Below are 16,666 nucleotides of genomic sequence, written 5' to 3'. Positions count from 1 at the left end.
CTCAGGCAGACCAGAAATGGACTGTGGCCCAGCCTTCGCGCCCGCGGACGGGAACGGGTTTGACGCGATCCGCGGGTCGCGGCAGCTCTGAGGCAGAAACCTCCAGAAGCGCATCCGTGGCGGCGATGATGGCCCCTTCGGTTTTTGCGATTTCCAGCAACCGGCTGGCGAGGTTCACGCTGTCTCCGGCGACCGATACCTGCTGATGCCGGTCCCCGCCTAACCGCGACAGGATGACGTCGCCGTAGTGCAACCCGATGCGGCATCCGACCGTGTAATCTTCTTGACCAAGCGCGCGGACCGCCTCGATCAGCGCAAAAGACGTTCTGAGCGCCTGATCTGCGCTATTGCCTTCTGCGTCGGTCATGCCAAAGACCGCCAGCGCCCCATCGCCCATATAGTTCAAAACCACCCCCCCTTCGGTCTCCACGGCCTGCGCAGTGATCTGATGGAAGTGTTTGAGCAGATCCTGCGTCCGCGCAGGGCCCAGCCATTCCGACAAATGCGTGAAGCTGCTGAGATCGACGAAGAAAACAGACAGTGACTTGGCCGTGGGTTCCCTAAGAAACGAAGGGTCATCCGCAATCATTTCCGCAAGGGCCGGTGATTGGAACCGCTTGAGAGCGGCAAGGGCTTTTGCCCCGCGATTGGCCTTGCGTTTCTCGGTGTAGTATCGCGCCATAACCGCCCCGGCGAGCGGTCCGGCAGAAGCAACCATCGGCACGGCAGCGCCCAACCAAAGCCCGGCGGAGAAGGCAACAACGACCACGCCCCCCCAGAGCGCCAACAGACCAAGGGCGAGCGGGACACCGGCGGATAGCGGCAGGATCAGCACAAGCAGGGTGCCCACCAGCGCCAGGGCAAAACTTGCCCCCACATCCACACCACGCGTTGTCGCGTCGCGGCGCAGTGTCTCACCGCCCAGCATCTGCGACACGGCTGTCGCCATGATCTCCACGCCCGGCACGCTTTCATCAAAGGGGCTGGGGAAGCGGTCCCCAAAAGCCGTTGCTGTGTACCCCAGAATGACCGCCTTGCCCGCCAGCACATCCTGCAGATCACCCGACAGGACATCCATGGCAGAGTAGGTCGGGATGCTGCCGCGCGGCCCGACCAACCTCAGCGGCAGGTTCAAGCCCACATCGAGCGGCAATTCCACAGCGCCCAAGGCCAGCTGATCCTCGGAAATCACCGGCTCGGCCTCGGCAAATCGCGCGGCAATGCGCAGCGCAAACGACGGCTCAATGCCCTGATCCGTTGAAAACACCATCGAGACATAGCGCGGCACTCCGGTCGCGTCCGTCGACAGGTTGACAAGACCTACGTCCGAAGCATCGGCAAATGTCGGCTGGGGCCGCAAAACACTGCTGGGCCGGGCGATGGGCGATGCCGGTGCATCATCCGCAAAACTGCCACCTGCGGCGATGACCATGGGCGCGGCCCTCAGAGCGGCGGCAAGACGCGAGTCCACATCCTCGGCACCCGCGTCCGCCAGGATCACATCCAGACCGATCACTTTTGGCGCAGTCGCGACAATCGCGTCAATCGTGTCAGCCAGCAGCAGCCGATTTGCGGTTGTCCCCTGCGTTGCGGCCAGTGTCGCATCGTCGATGGCCACGATCACCACATCCGGCGCGGGTGCCACCGTCCCAAAAAGGGAAAACCGAATGTCAAGGAGGGCAGCCTCCAACCGGTCCAACCCACTGGCGCGGGCTGACCAGTGGGGGGCAGAGATCATCGCGGCCCAGACTGCGGCCGCGATGATCATCAGAACACCGAAGAGGACCGGCGCCCGACGCGCAGAATTCATCGCGCGAAACGAGCCAGTAGTGCCTCTGCACGCTCATCAGCCCAGCGCTGAACCTCGGGCGTCAGCCCCGGGCCCACATCCACACCATCCCCTGCCGTCAGCAGGAGCGGGTCACCGCCTGCGTCCAGTTGCGCCACCGAAACCTCGCCTTGGACCACGAAAACGGATGTTTTCTCTGGCGTGACATCGACCACATAAACGGTCCCTCGGACCGCCGCGATGGCATGGGGTGTTCGGATCTGTGGACGGGCGGTGCCCGGTTCGACCTCGATCAACGCCGCACCGCCCTCAAGGTCAATGATCTCGGGTGCGCTATCGGACGACGGATCTGAAAACCCCATCTGCGCCGCCGCTTCCAGTTCGATCACGATACCGAAAGCGCATGTGAGCACCTGGCGGTCGGGATCAGACGCCGTTGTGACGTCGCAGTTTTGTGGAACCTGTGTCTGCGCCCCGGCGGCCCCAGCAAAACAGGCCAGCACGACAAGCGCCATGAGAGAACGTATAAGTGTCATCATTAAAACTTTTCCATTGTAATTCTTGTGCTGATGCCCTGGTCAATCTGACCCGAATGGCAGCAGCGAGGACCACCCACAGGTGACCACCATGCGTTATATCAGCAAATTGCGGATGGCTAAAGACGGCATCCGGAATTCTGCCGATTGGCCGCGCGATCGTCGACAGGATGCCGGACCGGGGCGGACCTTACCCTTGCGCACGGTGGTTTAAGGCCGCCGCAAGACATTTGGCACACCCTCGGCCCGATCAGAATCTTCTCATGGGAATTCCAATGGCCGATACCTCCAGCTGCCTGTCTTTGCCCTTCATCCAGCCCAGTCAGGCTCAGAAGCACGTCACTCACAACGAAGCCCTGCGCATTCTGGATGTGCTGACCCAGCTGGGCGTCCTGAGCGACGATCAGCCTGCGCCCCCTGCCACACCTGCCGAAGGCGACCGCCACATCGTGGGTGATGCGGCGACGGCAGCGTGGTCGGGGCATGATGGTGAGCTTGCCCTGTTCGAGAACGGTCTGTGGCAGTACTTTCAACCCAAGGCTGGCTGGCGCGCCTATGTCACGGGTCGCGAGACGATGGTGGTCTATGACGGGACGGATTGGATTGATCTGGACAGCGACGAACTGCAGGAAATCGAAGCCTTCGGGATCGGCATGGTCGCCCTGCCCACGGCGCCGTTCTCCGCCAAGCTGAACGCGGCACTGTGGACCGGGCTTTACCAAGCCGACGGCGGCGACGGCAACATGATCTCCACGCTGAACAAGGAGACAACAGGCGGCGACGCCGGTTTCGTCTTCCAGCAGGATTTTGGCACACGCGGCCTCTTTGGGCTTTTTGGCAGCGACAATCTGCGATTGGCCACATCCGCCAATGGGGTCGATTTCCGCGACGGCCTGATCGTGGATGCCGGGACCGGCGTGGTGGAGCAACCGAACCTGCCTCGGTTCAAGGCAACGACAAACTTCGACAACTATACGGCTGCAGATGTCTGGACGACCCTTGCGATCAACAGTGCGGAATTCAATGATCAGGCAGCGCTGAATGCCGGGACAAATCAATTCGTGGCCCCGGTGGCAGGCAGCTATTTCTTTGGCGCCTCCCTGACGTTCAAGCAGAATGCGTCGGCCCAGTCGCGGATGCGCGCGCGGTTGCTGTTGAATGGGACAGATGTCATCACCGGGTCTTTGGGCGAGGTCACAGGACCGCATGTGTCGGAACAGACAACCCTGACGGTGCAGAGCATGGCGCTGCTCGCCGCGGGCGACACGGTCGAGGTGCAAGGTCAACTGCGCGGATTCGATGGCTATTTCAAAGCCGATGACACCGCCTTTTGGGGCTTCAAGGTCGGCTGAACCCGTCCGGGCGCGCAGGTCACTGCGTCAGCAGTGCACTTTCTTTAATAAATCGCGACGCGGTGTGGGTTGACCTTGCCGCGCGCAATGGACCAGATCATGGCAAAGCCGCAGTCGTTCCCAAACGGCTGCGGCATCATCCCTTTTGCCTCAGAGGTCTGCCATGAAACTCCGCGCGACGCACCCCTACCCTTCCCGCCGTTCGGCTGTCGCCGCAGATAACATCGTGGCCACGTCGCACCCGCTGGCGGCTCAGGCAGGCCTCCGCATGCTGGCGCAGGGCGGCAATGCGGTTGACGCGGCCCTGGCAGCGGCCATTGCGCTGACCGTCGTGGAGCCCACCGGAAACGGGATCGGATCGGATGCCTTTGCAATTCTCTGGGACGGGGCGCAGTTGCACGGTCTGAATGCATCGGGCCGCTCACCCGCAGGATGGACAGCGGAGCGTTTCGCAGGGCGCAAGAAAATGCCTTTTCGGGGCTGGGAGAGCGTCACCGTGCCCGGTGCCGTCTCCGCCTGGGTCGAGCTGTCTGATCGGTTCGGCAAGCTGCCTTTCGAAAAGCTCTTTGAACCTGCCGTCGGCTACGCTGAAGATGGATTTCCGGTCTCCCCGGTCATCGCGGCCCTCTGGCGACGGGCAGCAGATGAACTGGGGGATCAGCCCGGCTTTGCCGAGACCTTCATGCCCGGCGGGCGGGCCCCACGGGCCGGGGAGTACTTCGCCAGCCCCGGTCATGCGCGCACCCTCCAGCTGATCGCAGAGACCAAAGGTAAAGCGTTCTACGAAGGCGGGATCGCCGCTGAAATCGCGGATTTCGCCCGCCAACATGATGCTGTTCTGACCCGCGCGGACATGGCCAATCACACGGTGGACTGGTGCGGCACAATCGTGAAATCTTTTGACGACAATATCTTACATGAAATCCCACCCAACGGGCAGGGCATCGCCGCCCTGATGGGCTTAGGTATTCTCGGCAACACGGAGATCCGCGAGATGCAGGCCGATGACCCGCGGGCCCTGCATCTGCAGATCGAAGCGATGAAGCTCGCCCTGCGCGATGCGGAAAGCTATGTCGCCGATCTCGATCACATGCAATCCATCACAGTCGATGATCTGCTGGATGACGAATATCTTGCGGCACGGTCGCGTGAGATCGACCTGGCCCGCGCGACCGACTTCAGAGCGGGCGCGCCCAAGCAGGGCGGCACCGTCTATCTGACGGCAGCAGATGCCTCGGGCATGATGGTTTCCTTCATCCAGTCCAATTACGCGGGCTTCGGGTCAGGGGTCGTCGTGCCCGGCACTGGCATTGCGCTGCAAAACCGCGGGGCGGGGTTCAGCCTCGATCCTGCGCATCAGAACCATGTCGGCCCGAATAAACGCCCCTTTCACACCATCATTCCGGGGTTCCTGATGGGACCGGACGGGCCAAAGATGAGTTTCGGCGTCATGGGTGGGCCGATGCAGGCGCAGGGGCATGTGCAAATGGTACTGCGCACCCAGCTTTTTGGACAGGACCCGCAGATGGCGGTGGATGCCCCGCGCTGGCGGGTCACCGATGGGCTCGGGGTTGCCTGCGAGACCGCGATGCCCGAAGCGACCGTGGAGGCGTTGCGCGCGATGGGGCATCAGATCACGCTCGAAGCGCCGGACAACGCCTTTGGCTTCGGCGGCGCGCAACTGATCCACCGGCTACCCGGACGCGGATATGTCGCGGGGTCCGACCCCCGCAAGGACGGGGCCGCCGTGGGGTTCTGACCAGCGGATCACTCCGCCATCTGGGCATCCACCGCGCGTTCCTCGTTGATCATCGCCTGAAGCTGGCGCCGGAATCGCAACTGCCCGCCATCGATGGGCAGATCGATATGCGGCGTGCGTTTGTTTGCCATGCCCTTTTGCACCGCGTTCAGAATAGCGCGGTCCTCTTCAAAGGCATGCTGAACGTCCTCGCTCATCATCCGGGACAGTGCCGCGTCGTCGGGCCGGATGTTGCGCAACTGGAACCAGTAGTAGCGGGTCGTGCTTTCCGTCGTCGGTGTCATGAAATTGTAGCTGTCCATGATGAAGACATCGTCATGCAGCCCGCCCTCCGGCCCGCCGGTGCCCGCAGGGGTAAAGATCGCCTTGATCAGCGCGTGGGACGGATAGCGGACCTCATAGTGCTGCAACCGGTCGCAATTGCCCTCAAAGCCGATGACTTTCTTGTAAAACGGCGCGGGCTCCACGTCCATCATCCAGCGGTGCACGATCACGCCGTCATCGGTCTTGGTGACCCGCAGCGGTGCATCCCGGGTCGCACTCTGGCCAAAGCTGCTCGCGTGTACCCAAGCCACATGCGTCGGATCCAGCAGGTTGTCGCACATCAGCAGGTAGTTGCAATCAAGCTCCATCGCCGCCCCGCGATTGATACCCCAGGCCGGATCTTCATAATGGTCGATCTCGAAAATCTCGGAAGGGTCTGCCAGCGCCGGATTGCCCATCCAGATCCAGACCAGACCGTATTTCTCCTGCAGCGGATAAGCATGCACCCGGGCCTCCGACGGAATGCGCCCGCCGCCCGGCGCCCAGACGCAATGGCCCGCGCAATCGAAGGTCAGCCCGTGGTACCCGCATTCCACGGTGTCGCCCTTGATCCGCCCCTTGGAGAGCGGCAGTTTGCGGTGCGGGCAGGCGTCTTCAAGGCCCACCAACTCGCCGCTTTCGGACCGGAAGACGCAGATATTTTCCCCCAGAACGGTGATCTGCTGCAAGGCACGCGTCACCTCGTGATCCCAGGCGGCCACATACCACGCGTTCTTCAGAAACATCTGCCTACTCCCGGAATATCCCCGGCAAATTCAACCCCTGTTCGCGGGCGCAGTCCAGTGCAATCTCATATCCTGCATCCGCGTGGCGCATCACCCCGGTGGCCGGATCGTTCCAAAGCACATTGGCCAGTCGCCGGTCGGCGTCTTCGGTGCCGTCACAGCAGATCACCATGCCGGAATGCTGCGAAAACCCCATACCGACCCCACCGCCGTGGTGCAGCGACACCCACGTCGCACCACTTGCCACGTTCAGCATCGCGTTGAGCAGAGGCCAGTCGGAGACCGCGTCAGAGCCGTCTTTCATCGCTTCGGTTTCGCGGTTGGGCGAGGCAACGGAACCACTGTCGAGATGGTCGCGCCCGATCACCACCGGGGCGGACAGCTCACCGCTGCGGACCATCGCGTTGAAGGCCAGCCCCAGCTTGTGCCGCTGCCCCAGCCCGACCCAGCAGATGCGCGCGGGCAGCCCCTGAAACGCGATCCGGTCCCGCGCCATATCGAGCCAGTTGTGCAGATGCGGATCGTCGATCAATTCCTTCACCTTGGCGTCGGTCTTGTAGATATCCTCCGGATCACCCGAAAGCGCGCACCAGCGGAACGGCCCCACGCCTCGGCAAAAGAGCGGACGGATATAGGCGGGCACGAACCCGGGAAAGGCAAAGGCATTCTCCAACCCCTCCTCCAGCGCCACCTGCCGGATGTTGTTGCCGTAATCCAGCGTCGGCACGCCCGCGTTCCAGAAATCGACCATGGCCGCTACATGGATTTTCATGGAGGCGCGCGCAGCTTTCTCGACCGCTTTGGGATCGCTCTCCTGCTTGGCGCGCCATTCGGCCACGCTCCACCCCTGCGGCAGATAACCGTGGATTGGGTCATGGGCGCTGGTCTGATCGGTTACGATATCGGGATGCACACCGCGCCTTGCCAGTTCAGGGAAGACATCCGCCGCGTTGCCGATCAGCGCCACGGATTTCGCCGCGCCCGCCTTGGTCCAGCGGTCGATCATCCCCAGCGCGTCGTCCAGCGACGAGGTCTTTTCATCCACGTACCGCGTGCGCAGCCGGAAATCGGCGCGGGTCTCGTCACATTCCACGGCGAGACAGCAAGCGCCCGCCATGACCGCCGCCAGCGGCTGCGCCCCGCCCATCCCGCCCAAACCGCCCGTCAGAATCCAACGGCCCGTCAGATTGCCATCATAGTGCCGGCGCCCCGCCTCCATGAAGGTCTCATAGGTGCCCTGCACGATGCCCTGCGTGCCAATGTAGATCCACGATCCGGCCGTCATCTGGCCATACATCGCCAGCCCGCACTTATCGAGATCATTGAAATGGTCCCAGGTGGCCCAGTTCGGCACCAGATTGGAATTGGCGATCAACACCCGCGGCGCATCCTTGTGGGTGCGGAAAACGCCGACCGGCTTGCCCGATTGCACCAGCAGCGTCTGATCCTCGTCGAGGTCTTTGAGGCTGGCGACGATGCTGTCAAAGTCCTCCCAAGTGCGCGCCGCGCGCCCGATCCCGCCATAAACCACCAGTTCATGCGGGTTCTCGGCCACATCCGGATGCAGGTTGTTCATCAGCATCCGCATCGGCGCCTCGGTGAGCCAGCTTTTGGCGGTGATCTCCGGCCCGGTGGGGGGAAAGACGTCGCGGATGTTGTGACGCGAGGAATTCATCGGGAACCTCCAAGGGTTGGGACAAGGGCCGTCAGCATGGCCAGAATATGAGTAAGGTGGTGCCGCAATCGGGCAGTCTTGGCAGGGTCGACCGTCCAGGGTGCCGCTTCGTCGGTCAGATAGGTGGACTGCGCCAGTTCCATCTGGATCGCATGCACGCCCTCCGCCGGGCGCCCATAGTGCCGCGTGGTCCAGCCGCCCTTGAACCGACCGTTGACGACGGTGCTGTAGCCGGGAGCCGCGCAGCAGATGTCCTGGACAGCCTGGGCGATCTGCGGGGCGCAGGTCTTGCCATCGTCCGTCCCGATGTTGAAATCGGGCAGCACGCCGTCAAAGAGAAAAGGAATGCGTGAGCGGATCGAATGGCAGTCGAACAGGATCACCGCGCCGTGTTTCTGACGCAGACGTGCAATCTCGGACGTCAGGACCGCGTGGTAGGGGGTGTGAAACGCGGCCCGCCGGTCCGCCACATCTGCGTCCGTTGGCGGCGTCGTCCAGATCCCCTGCCCGTCGAAATCTGTCAGCGGCACCAGCGTTGTTGTATTCTGTCCGGGATAGAGGCTGTGGCCATCGGGATCGCGGTTCGCATCGATCACGTAGCGGTGAAACGCCGCCCGCACTACCGTCGCCTGTGGCAGCAGCCCGTTATAAAGCGCATCTACGTGCCAGTCGGTATCGGCCAGCGCCTTTCCGGTTTTATTCAGCGTCTGCGCAATCTCCGGCGGCACCTCAGTACCGGCGTGCGGAAGACCCAGCACGATCGGGGCATCGCCACGGGTGACCGTCACGGGGGTCATTCCGCGTGCCCTTTCACGAAATCAGGCAGATCCACCGCTCCGGTCAGCGCGCCGCCCGCCACCATCGCTGCCGCCGCCTCGATCAGCGGCGCCATGTAGCAATCGTCGCTGATCTCCGGAACCTCCCGGCGCAGCACATTGATCACACGCCGCAAGGGGTCGCTGGTCTGGAGTGGCGCGCGAAAGGCGATGCCCTGTGCGGCACAGATTGCCTCCACCCCAAGGATGACATTCAGGTTGGCATTCATCCGCACCAAGCGTCGCGCCGCATGTGCGGCCATACTGACGTGGTCTTCCTGATTGGCCGACGTCGGCGTGCTGTCGGTGGTGCAGGGGTTGGCAAGATGTTTGTTCTCGCTCATCAGCGCAGCCGTTGTGACCTCAGCGATCATCAACCCGGAATTCAGCCCCGGATCGGGTGTCAGAAACGGCGGCAGATCAAAGGAGAGCGTCGGGTCGACCATCAAGGCCACGCGCCGCTGCGCAATCGCGCCGATCTCCGATATGGCCACCGCGATCTGGTCTGCGGCAAAACCCACCGGTTCGGCGTGAAAATTCCCGCCGGAGACAATCAACCCCTGTTCCACCAGCACCAGTGGATTGTCGGTCACCGCATTGGCCTCCACCTCCAGCGTGCGACCGGCGGCATGCAGAAGGTCCATCGCCGCCCCGGTGACCTGCGGCTGACAGCGGATGCAATAGGGGTCCTGCACCCGGGTGTCGCCGTCGCGGTGGCTTTCACGGATCTCCGATCCGGTCATGAGCGCGCGTTGCGCCCGCGCGACGGCAATCTGACCGGCATGCCCCCGCAACGTGTGGATGGCGTCCTGCAACGGCGCCGTGGATCCCATGATGGCATCGGTGGAGAGCGCCGCCGTGACCACGCAGGCGGCCGCGTTCTGCCACGCACCCCAGAGGCCCACCAGTGCGCAGGCGGTTGAAAACTGCGTGCCATTGATCAGCGCCAGACCTTCTTTTGGACCCAGGATGATCGGGGCGAGACCTGCCTTGCCCAGAGCCTGCCGGGAAGACATGCGCTCCCCGGCAAAATGCGCCTCCCCTTCGCCGATCATGGTGGCGGCCATATGCGCCAAAGGTGCCAGATCTCCCGAAGCCCCCACGGAGCCTTGCGACGGGATCACCGGAACAACGTCACACTCCAGCATCCGTTCAATCAGGGCCGCGGTTTCAAGCGCGATGCCGGATGCCCCGCGCCCAAGCGACAGCAGTTTGAGCACCATCATCAGCCGCGTTGTCGCCAGATCCAGCGGATCACCAACGCCGCAGCAATGGGACAGGATAAGGTTGCGTTGCAGCTTGGCCGTGTCCTCTGCCGCGATCTTGACGCTGGCCAGTTTGCCAAAGCCGGTGTTCACCCCGTAGATCGCGACGTCATCCGCTGCGGCCTTGGCCACAAGTGCGGCAGCCGCCTCGATCTGCGGATGAGCGGAGGGGGCGAGCACAGCGGGAGCGCCGCTTGCCCAGATATGGTGAAGCTCGTCCAGGGTTGCAGCGCCGGGCGTCAAAACCACCGTCATGGCGCACCGTTGAAAAAGCGCGCATGCAACGGATTGAAACCGATACGATAGGCCAGTTCCGCCGGGTGCCGAACGTCCCAGATGCACACATCCGCACGCATGCCTGCTACGACCCGCCCGCGATCCGACGCCCCGAGCGCCTGGGCGGCATGAGCCGTAACCCCCAGCAGGGCTTCCAAAGGGGTCATGCGGAACAGCGTGCAGCCCATGTTCATCGCGAGCAGCAGCGAGGTCATCGGCGATGATCCCGGATTGCAATCCGTGGCCAGCGCCATGGCCACGCCGTGATCCCGAAACGCCTGCACGGGCGGCTGTTGTGTTTCGCGGAGCGTGTAAAACGCGCCCGGCAGCAACACGGCGACCGTACCCGCCTGCCCCAATGCCTGAGCATCCGCATCGGTTGCACACTCCAGATGGTCGGCAGAGAGTGCGCCAGCACGGGCTGCCAGTTGCGCGCCGCCACTTTGGGAAAGCTGTTCCGCATGCAGTTTGACCGGCAGACCGAGGTCTTGCGCCACATCGAAAACCCGCGCGATCTGCTCTGTGTTAAAGGCAATGCCCTCGCAAAACCCGTCCACCGCATCGACCAGCCCTTCTGCATGGGCCGCCTTGAGCGCTGGCAGACACTGTTTCTCCAGATAGCGGTCCGGGTCACCGGTGTACTCCGCTGGCACAGCGTGAGCACCCAGAAAACTGGTGCGCACCTCGATGGGGCGTTTATCCGCAATCGCCCGCGCGACACGCAGCATTTTCAGCTCGGTTTCCTGATCCAGCCCGTAACCGGATTTCACCTCAATCAGGGTGACGCCCTCGGCCATCAGCGCATCCACCCGGGTCAGGGCATCAGCCAGCAGCTGCGCGTCGCTGGCGCCACGGGTCGCCGCGACGGTGGAGACGATCCCGCCGCCCGCCTGCGCAATCTCTTCATAGCTTGCACCATTCAGTCTCAGCTCGAATTCCGACGCGCGGTTGCCGCCAAAGACCACATGCGTATGACAATCGATCAGCGCCGGGGTGACCAATCGTCCGCCAGCATCATAGGGCTCCAGATATCCGAACGTCTGCGGCAGTTCAGCCTCCGGCCCCACCCACGCGATCTGCGCACCGTCCAGGGCAATCACAGCCTCTTCGATAAGACCGAAACTGTCGGATCGCGCAAGCGTGGCAACCGTGGCGTTCCGAATGAGCATGAGGCGCGACTCGCTTGTATTGATGTGTGTTTAATGATTTTATGTATGTACATAATAATTCTGTCAAGCGAGACACATATGCTGCAGATCTGGGCGCAACAGGCGCTTCTTCCCAGCGGCTGGGCGCAGGATGTCCTCGTTTCAGTCACCGATGCGGGGACCTTTTCAGAGATTGTGCCAAATGCGCGCGCCCAAGGCCTGCAAGTCGGTATTTTGCTACCAGCCCCGGTCAACGTGCATTCCCATGCCTTTCAGCGTGCCATGGCGGGATTGACCGAGACACAAGGGCCCGACGCCCGGGACAGTTTCTGGACATGGCGCCAGTTGATGTTCCGCTTTCTGGATCGGCTGACCCCGTGGCACGTCGAAGTAATCACCGCTTTTGTGCAGATGGAGATGCTGGAGGCCGGTTACGCGACAAGCGCCGAATTCCACTATCTGCATCATCAACCGGGTGGGGCGCCCTATGACACGCTTTCGGAAATGTCCGAACGTATCATCGCCGCAACTGCTCAATCCGGCATCGGATTGTGCCTTTTGCCGGTCCACTATCAGTTTGGCGGGTGCGATGGGCGCGCGCTGACCAGCGGACAAATCCGTTTCGGCAACGATCTTGATCGTTTCCAGCGGCTATGCGGCGGGGCAAAGGACGCCCTGGAACACCTGCCGGCAGATGCTTCTATCGGCGTGGCACCGCATTCCTTGCGCGCGGTCGGCGCGCGGGATCTGCAAAACTACGCATCCCTCTTCCCTCAAGGGCCAATTCACATGCACTTGGCCGAGCAACTGGCCGAAGTTGAAGAGGTCCAAGCCCATTGGGGGGCGCGCCCGGTCGAATGGGCGCTGCAAAACATGGGTCTTGATGATCGCTGGTGCCTGATCCATTGCACGCAGATGAACCCTAACGAAACCGCCGCATTGGCAAGGACAGGCGCGGTGGCGGGCCTCTGCCCGATCACCGAAAGCAATCTGGGGGATGGTATTTTCGACGCTGCGGGCTGGCTGCAGGCCCAGGGCAAAATGGCCATCGGTTCCGACAGCAACATCCGAATTTCCTTGAGTGAGGAGATCCGCACGTTGGAGTACACCCAGCGCCTGCGCGATCACAGCCGCGCTGCGCTGGCCATGCCGACCCGTTCCACCGGGCGGCACATCTTTGATCAGATCTTGCAGGGGGGCGCTCGGGCAACGGGGCGTGAAACCGGGCGGCTGGAAGCAGGCGCGCTGGCAGATATGCTGGCGCTGGATGCCGGTTCGGTTCACTTGGACGGTCGCGCGGGCGACGCCGTTCTGGACACATGGTTTTTTGCGGGCGATGACCGTCTGGTCACAGATGTCTGGTCGGCCGGGCGACAGATGGTGAAAGAGGGTCGACATGTGCACCGCCAGAGCATTCTGGGCGCCTATCGCCGCACACAGGTTGAATTGAGAGACGCATTGTGAACAGACCCGCCTTCCGGAACTGGCAGACCGTACAGGAAGAGGTGCTGCGGCGCATTCACGCGCGGGAATGGAAGCCCGGTGATCTGATCCCCAACGAAGCGGACCTTGCTGAAGAGTTCGGCTGTGCGCGGGCGACGGTGAACCGTGCCCTTCGGACCGTGGCAGAAAGCGGACTGCTGGACCGACGCCGCAAGGCGGGCACACGCGTTGCATTGCAGCCCGTGGCCAAGGCGACCATCGATATCTCGCTCATCCGGCAGGAGATCGAAGCGCGCGGGCAAAAATATGGATATCAGTTGATTTCACGCAGGCTGCAAGAGCCGCCCGCGCAGGTCAGCGGCGCATTGCAGGTCCCGATGACGACACGCATGTTGCACCTCAGCGCCCTGCACCTTGCCAATGACGCGCCCTATGCGGTCGAAGATCGCTGGATCAATACCGCGACGGTGCCGACAGCCGTGAACGAAGGTTTCGAGACGATCAGCGGCAACGAATGGTTGTTGGCAAATGCCCCCTATACCCACGGCGAGATCGCCTTTTCCGCCGCTGCCGCGACAAAAGAGGAGGCCCGGCTTTTGGGGTGCCCCCTGCACGCGGCGGTTTTTGTCATCGACCGGCTGACATGGGATCACGCCGTCTCGGTCACCAAAGTCAGGCTGACCTTCGCGCCGGGCCATCAACTGCGCACGGCCCTCTGACGCCACTTGGACAAGCATTGCCCTTGAATGGATACGGGTGCCCCGATGATATCTCAGGCCGCCGGGTGTTGTCCCTTCAAACCGACATCAGCCTCATCACGTTCTGCCGATGGAGGATGGCGAACACTAAATCCTCGCCGACACGATTACCCGCGCGACAATTTGCGACTTGATGCCAGCCTGACCTCTGCAATCATCGACAAAGCGCCCGCGGTCCCCTTTCGCGATCCTGAACTTTTTCTGGTGCCATGCCCGCTTCTGCAATAGAGGGAATTCATGCCCGCCGTGTTCCGCCTCTTTGCCAAGCTTTGTCTCACGGCAACTCTGCTCGTAGCGATGACGGCCATTGGCTTTGCGCATCGTTCATCACAGCCGCCGGTGGATCCCGATCTGCTCGCCTTTCTCGACGCGGGCGGCACGCTTGAAGAGCTTTGCGGTCTCACGGGCGACGCCCCGGGGCCAAGCCAGAACTGCGAGGCCTGCCGTCTGGTGGACACCGTCGCCTGCCCGCCTCATGCATCGACAGCACAACGCGAGATCCCGGTCACCACCCAACGCATGCGCGTCATTGCGCAACTGCGTCATCACGCGAAACCTCTCGACCCCACCCGGCTGACGCGCGCGCCACCCCAGGCCTGATCTTTCACCCTTTCTTGAGATCACACCCGCGCCGCGCGCGGGCCATTAGGCTTGGAGCATCCCATGACCACACTCACTACCAATGCGCCGCTGGATACCGGCGCAAACAAACTCTACTTCGCCGCCTGGCGCTGGCATTTCTATGCCGGGCTGTTCGTTATCCCGTTTCTGACCATGCTTGCCCTGACCGGTATGGCAATGCTGTGGATCGCCTGGATTGACGGGCGAGACGGCGAACGCACAGCCGTTGCGCCACAAGACGCGGTCTCCGCGATTTCGGTACAGGCCGACGCAGCCGTTCAGGCCGTTCCCGGCGGCGAGCTGATCCAATATGTTGCCCCGCGGACACCGGATGTGGCGGCTCTCTTCCGCGTCGATCACGGCGACGAGGCCACGATGGTCGCCGTCGATCCCTATACCGCGACCGTGATCGACACCTTCCCGCGCCGCAGTGGCTGGTACGACTTTGCCGATAACCTGCACGGCAATCTGATGCTGGGCGTGACCGGCGACCGGATGCTGGAAACCGCCGCCTCACTTGCCATGGTGCTGATCGCGACCGGGTTGTACATGTGGTGGCCCCGCGGCACCGGCTGGCGCGCGGCGTTGTTGCCCAACCTGACCCGTGGGCGCGGTTTGTGGAAATCGCTACACGGCGTTGTCGGCATCTGGATCTCACTCATCCTGGTGTTTTTCTTGATCTCCGGGCTGTCCTGGGCGGGCATATGGGGTGGCAAGATGGTCCAGGCCTGGAGCCAGTTCCCAGCCGAGAAATGGGATGCCGTACCGCTGTCGGATGACAGACATGCCAGCATGAACCACGCCCGCCGCGAAGTGCCCTGGGCGCTGGAACTGACCCCGATGCCGGTGTCCGGCAGCGAGGCGGGTGTGGCGGGTGTCAACGCTCCTCTTGTGACGCTCGACACCGTTGGCGCGTTGGCGCGCGAGATCGGATTTGACGCGCGCTATCAGCTGAACCTGCCGCAGTCAGCAACCGGCGTCTGGACGATCAGCCGAGATTCAATGAGCACCGACAGCACCGATCCAACCTCGGATCGCACGGTGCATATCGACCAGTACACCGGCAACATCCTCGCCGACGTACGGTATGAGGATTATTCGCTGGCCGGGAAAGCCATGGCCGTGGGGATTGCGCTGCACATGGGCACCCTTGGCCTCTGGAGCGTGCTTGCCAACACGGTCGTCTGCCTGAGCGTCCTGTTTCTATGTGTCAGCTCGGTCGTCATGTGGTGGAAACGCCGCCCAGCGGGTGCAAACCGTCTCGCCGCCCCGCCCTTTCCCCGTGAACTGCCGCTCTGGCAGGGCGCGGTGCTTGTGGGTCTCGGCGTGTCGATGGCCTTCCCGATGGCAGGCATTGCCCTGCTGACGGTGCTGGCGCTGGATGTGTTCATCCTGTCGAGACTACCACAGCTGCGCCGCGTGCTGACTTGATTGTCCGGGTGCGCAGCGAACACTTCGCCTGCGCACCCTTCCCTTCCGCGCTTGGCATCCTGAGCGGTTCCGGGATATGCGGGCGCATGACCCAAAAGACGGCGCTCATCTTCGATCTGGACGGCACGCTGGTGCACAGCGCCCCCGACATGCAGGTGGCCGTGAACGCGGCCTTGGAGCCGCTGGGACGCGGGCCGCTTGATCTGGCAACCATCATCTCATTTGTCGGCAACGGGGTCGAAGTTCTGATCCGTCGCAGCCTCATGGCAACCGGCGGCACCGACGATGACACGCATAAAGCTACGCTGTACCGGTTCCTGACTGTTTATGAGGCGAATGGCGTTGCCCTGACGCGGCCCTATCCGGGCGTGCTGCAGCAACTCGAGCATCTTGCGGCAGCGGGCGTGACGCTTGGTCTCTGCACCAACAAGCCAACCGGACCGGCGCGTCATATCTGCGAGGTGTTGGGACTGTCGCCCTTCCTCAGTTCAATCATTGGGGCGATGCCCGACCAACCCAAAAAGCCCGATCCCACCTCACTACGAAAATGTCTGGACGCGCTGGGTCAGTCTCCGACGCAAGCTCTCTACGTGGGCGACAGTGCCATTGACTACGCGACGGCGCAGGCCGCGGGGGTGGATTTCTGTCTGTTCACCAAAGGCTATCTGAATGCCGACATTCCGACCGACGGGCCGGTGCTGCGATTTGATGACTGGTCGGATTTGAACCTGTTTCCGGTGTGACAGGCG

14 protein-coding genes are annotated in these 16,666 nt (G+C 62.7%); 7 read left to right on the top strand and 7 right to left on the bottom strand.

Annotation, left to right across the window (positions count from 1 at the left end; genetic code table 11):
* Position 1: 1 nt before the first annotated feature.
* Together ISX84_RS08215 and ISX84_RS08210 are read right to left on the bottom strand one after the other, a co-directional pair.
* Positions 2–1,810, bottom strand: coding sequence for a CHASE2 domain-containing protein (locus ISX84_RS08215; RefSeq protein WP_195819851.1), 1,809 nt, complete (start codon positions 1,808–1,810; stop codon positions 2–4).
* Positions 1,807–2,325: a FecR family protein gene (locus ISX84_RS08210; protein WP_195819850.1), complete on the bottom strand. Its 519-nt coding sequence runs from the start codon at positions 2,323–2,325 to the stop codon at positions 1,807–1,809. Before ISX84_RS08210 ends, ISX84_RS08215 begins: the two co-directional genes overlap by 4 nt.
* Before the next feature lie 275 nt (positions 2,326–2,600).
* On the opposite strand from ISX84_RS08210, the gene ISX84_RS08205 reads away from it, so the two are divergent.
* Both ISX84_RS08205 and ISX84_RS08200 read left to right on the top strand, forming a co-directional pair.
* Entirely contained in the window at positions 2,601–3,677 is a 1,077-nt protein-coding gene (locus ISX84_RS08205) for a DUF2793 domain-containing protein (RefSeq protein ID WP_195819849.1), read from the top strand.
* 163 nt (positions 3,678–3,840) lie between these two features.
* A complete protein-coding gene (locus ISX84_RS08200; RefSeq protein ID WP_195819848.1) occupies positions 3,841–5,436 on the top strand; it encodes a gamma-glutamyltransferase family protein in 1,596 nt (531 codons plus the stop codon).
* Positions 5,437–5,444: 8 nt separating this feature from the next.
* Here ISX84_RS08200 and ISX84_RS08195 read toward each other — a convergent pair whose 3' ends face one another.
* Genes ISX84_RS08195 through hutI form a run of 5 tightly spaced genes read right to left on the bottom strand, consistent with a single transcriptional unit; the run spans position 5,445 to position 11,685 of the window.
* Positions 5,445–6,485: an aromatic ring-hydroxylating dioxygenase subunit alpha gene (locus ISX84_RS08195; protein ID WP_195819847.1), complete on the bottom strand. Its 1,041-nt coding sequence runs from the start codon at positions 6,483–6,485 to the stop codon at positions 5,445–5,447.
* A gap of 4 nt (positions 6,486–6,489) precedes the next feature.
* The gene (gene hutU / locus ISX84_RS08190) at positions 6,490–8,160 is read right to left on the bottom strand and encodes a urocanate hydratase (RefSeq protein ID WP_195819846.1); all 1,671 of its coding nucleotides are present in this window, start codon (positions 8,158–8,160) and stop codon (positions 6,490–6,492) included.
* On the bottom strand, positions 8,157–8,957 hold the full coding sequence (gene hutG / locus ISX84_RS08185; protein WP_195819845.1) for an N-formylglutamate deformylase: 801 nt from the start codon (positions 8,955–8,957) through the stop codon (positions 8,157–8,159). The genes hutU and hutG overlap by 4 nt, the downstream gene beginning before the upstream one ends.
* Complete coding sequence (hutH, locus tag ISX84_RS08180) at positions 8,954–10,495, bottom strand: histidine ammonia-lyase (protein WP_195819844.1); 1,542 nt, start codon at positions 10,493–10,495, stop codon at positions 8,954–8,956. Before hutH ends, hutG begins: the two co-directional genes overlap by 4 nt.
* Entirely contained in the window at positions 10,492–11,685 is a 1,194-nt protein-coding gene (hutI, locus tag ISX84_RS08175) for an imidazolonepropionase (protein WP_195819843.1), read from the bottom strand. The genes hutH and hutI overlap by 4 nt, the downstream gene beginning before the upstream one ends.
* Before the next feature lie 78 nt (positions 11,686–11,763).
* Between hutI and ISX84_RS08170 the strand changes: the two genes are divergently transcribed.
* The 5 genes from ISX84_RS08170 (at position 11,764) to gph (ending at position 16,660) form a co-directional block, all read left to right on the top strand.
* Positions 11,764–13,128: a formimidoylglutamate deiminase gene (locus ISX84_RS08170; protein ID WP_195819842.1), complete on the top strand. Its 1,365-nt coding sequence runs from the start codon at positions 11,764–11,766 to the stop codon at positions 13,126–13,128.
* Complete coding sequence (locus ISX84_RS08165) at positions 13,125–13,826, top strand: GntR family transcriptional regulator (protein ID WP_195819841.1); 702 nt, start codon at positions 13,125–13,127, stop codon at positions 13,824–13,826. Before ISX84_RS08170 ends, ISX84_RS08165 begins: the two co-directional genes overlap by 4 nt.
* Before the next feature lie 276 nt (positions 13,827–14,102).
* On the top strand, positions 14,103–14,465 hold the full coding sequence (locus ISX84_RS08160; protein WP_195819840.1) for a hypothetical protein: 363 nt from the start codon (positions 14,103–14,105) through the stop codon (positions 14,463–14,465).
* Between the two features lie 63 nt (positions 14,466–14,528).
* Entirely contained in the window at positions 14,529–15,917 is a 1,389-nt protein-coding gene (locus tag ISX84_RS08155) for a PepSY-associated TM helix domain-containing protein (protein ID WP_195819839.1), read from the top strand.
* A gap of 86 nt (positions 15,918–16,003) precedes the next feature.
* The gene (gene gph / locus ISX84_RS08150) at positions 16,004–16,660 is read left to right on the top strand and encodes a phosphoglycolate phosphatase (protein ID WP_195819838.1); all 657 of its coding nucleotides are present in this window, start codon (positions 16,004–16,006) and stop codon (positions 16,658–16,660) included.
* The last annotated feature ends 6 nt before the right edge of the window (positions 16,661–16,666 follow it).

It is taken from the genome of Roseobacter sp. MH60115 (assembly GCF_015644665.1).
Lineage (GTDB): Bacteria > Pseudomonadota > Alphaproteobacteria > Rhodobacterales > Rhodobacteraceae > Roseobacter.
Note: the sequence above shows the minus strand (reverse complement) of the source record. Positions and strands in the feature narration are given on the sequence as shown.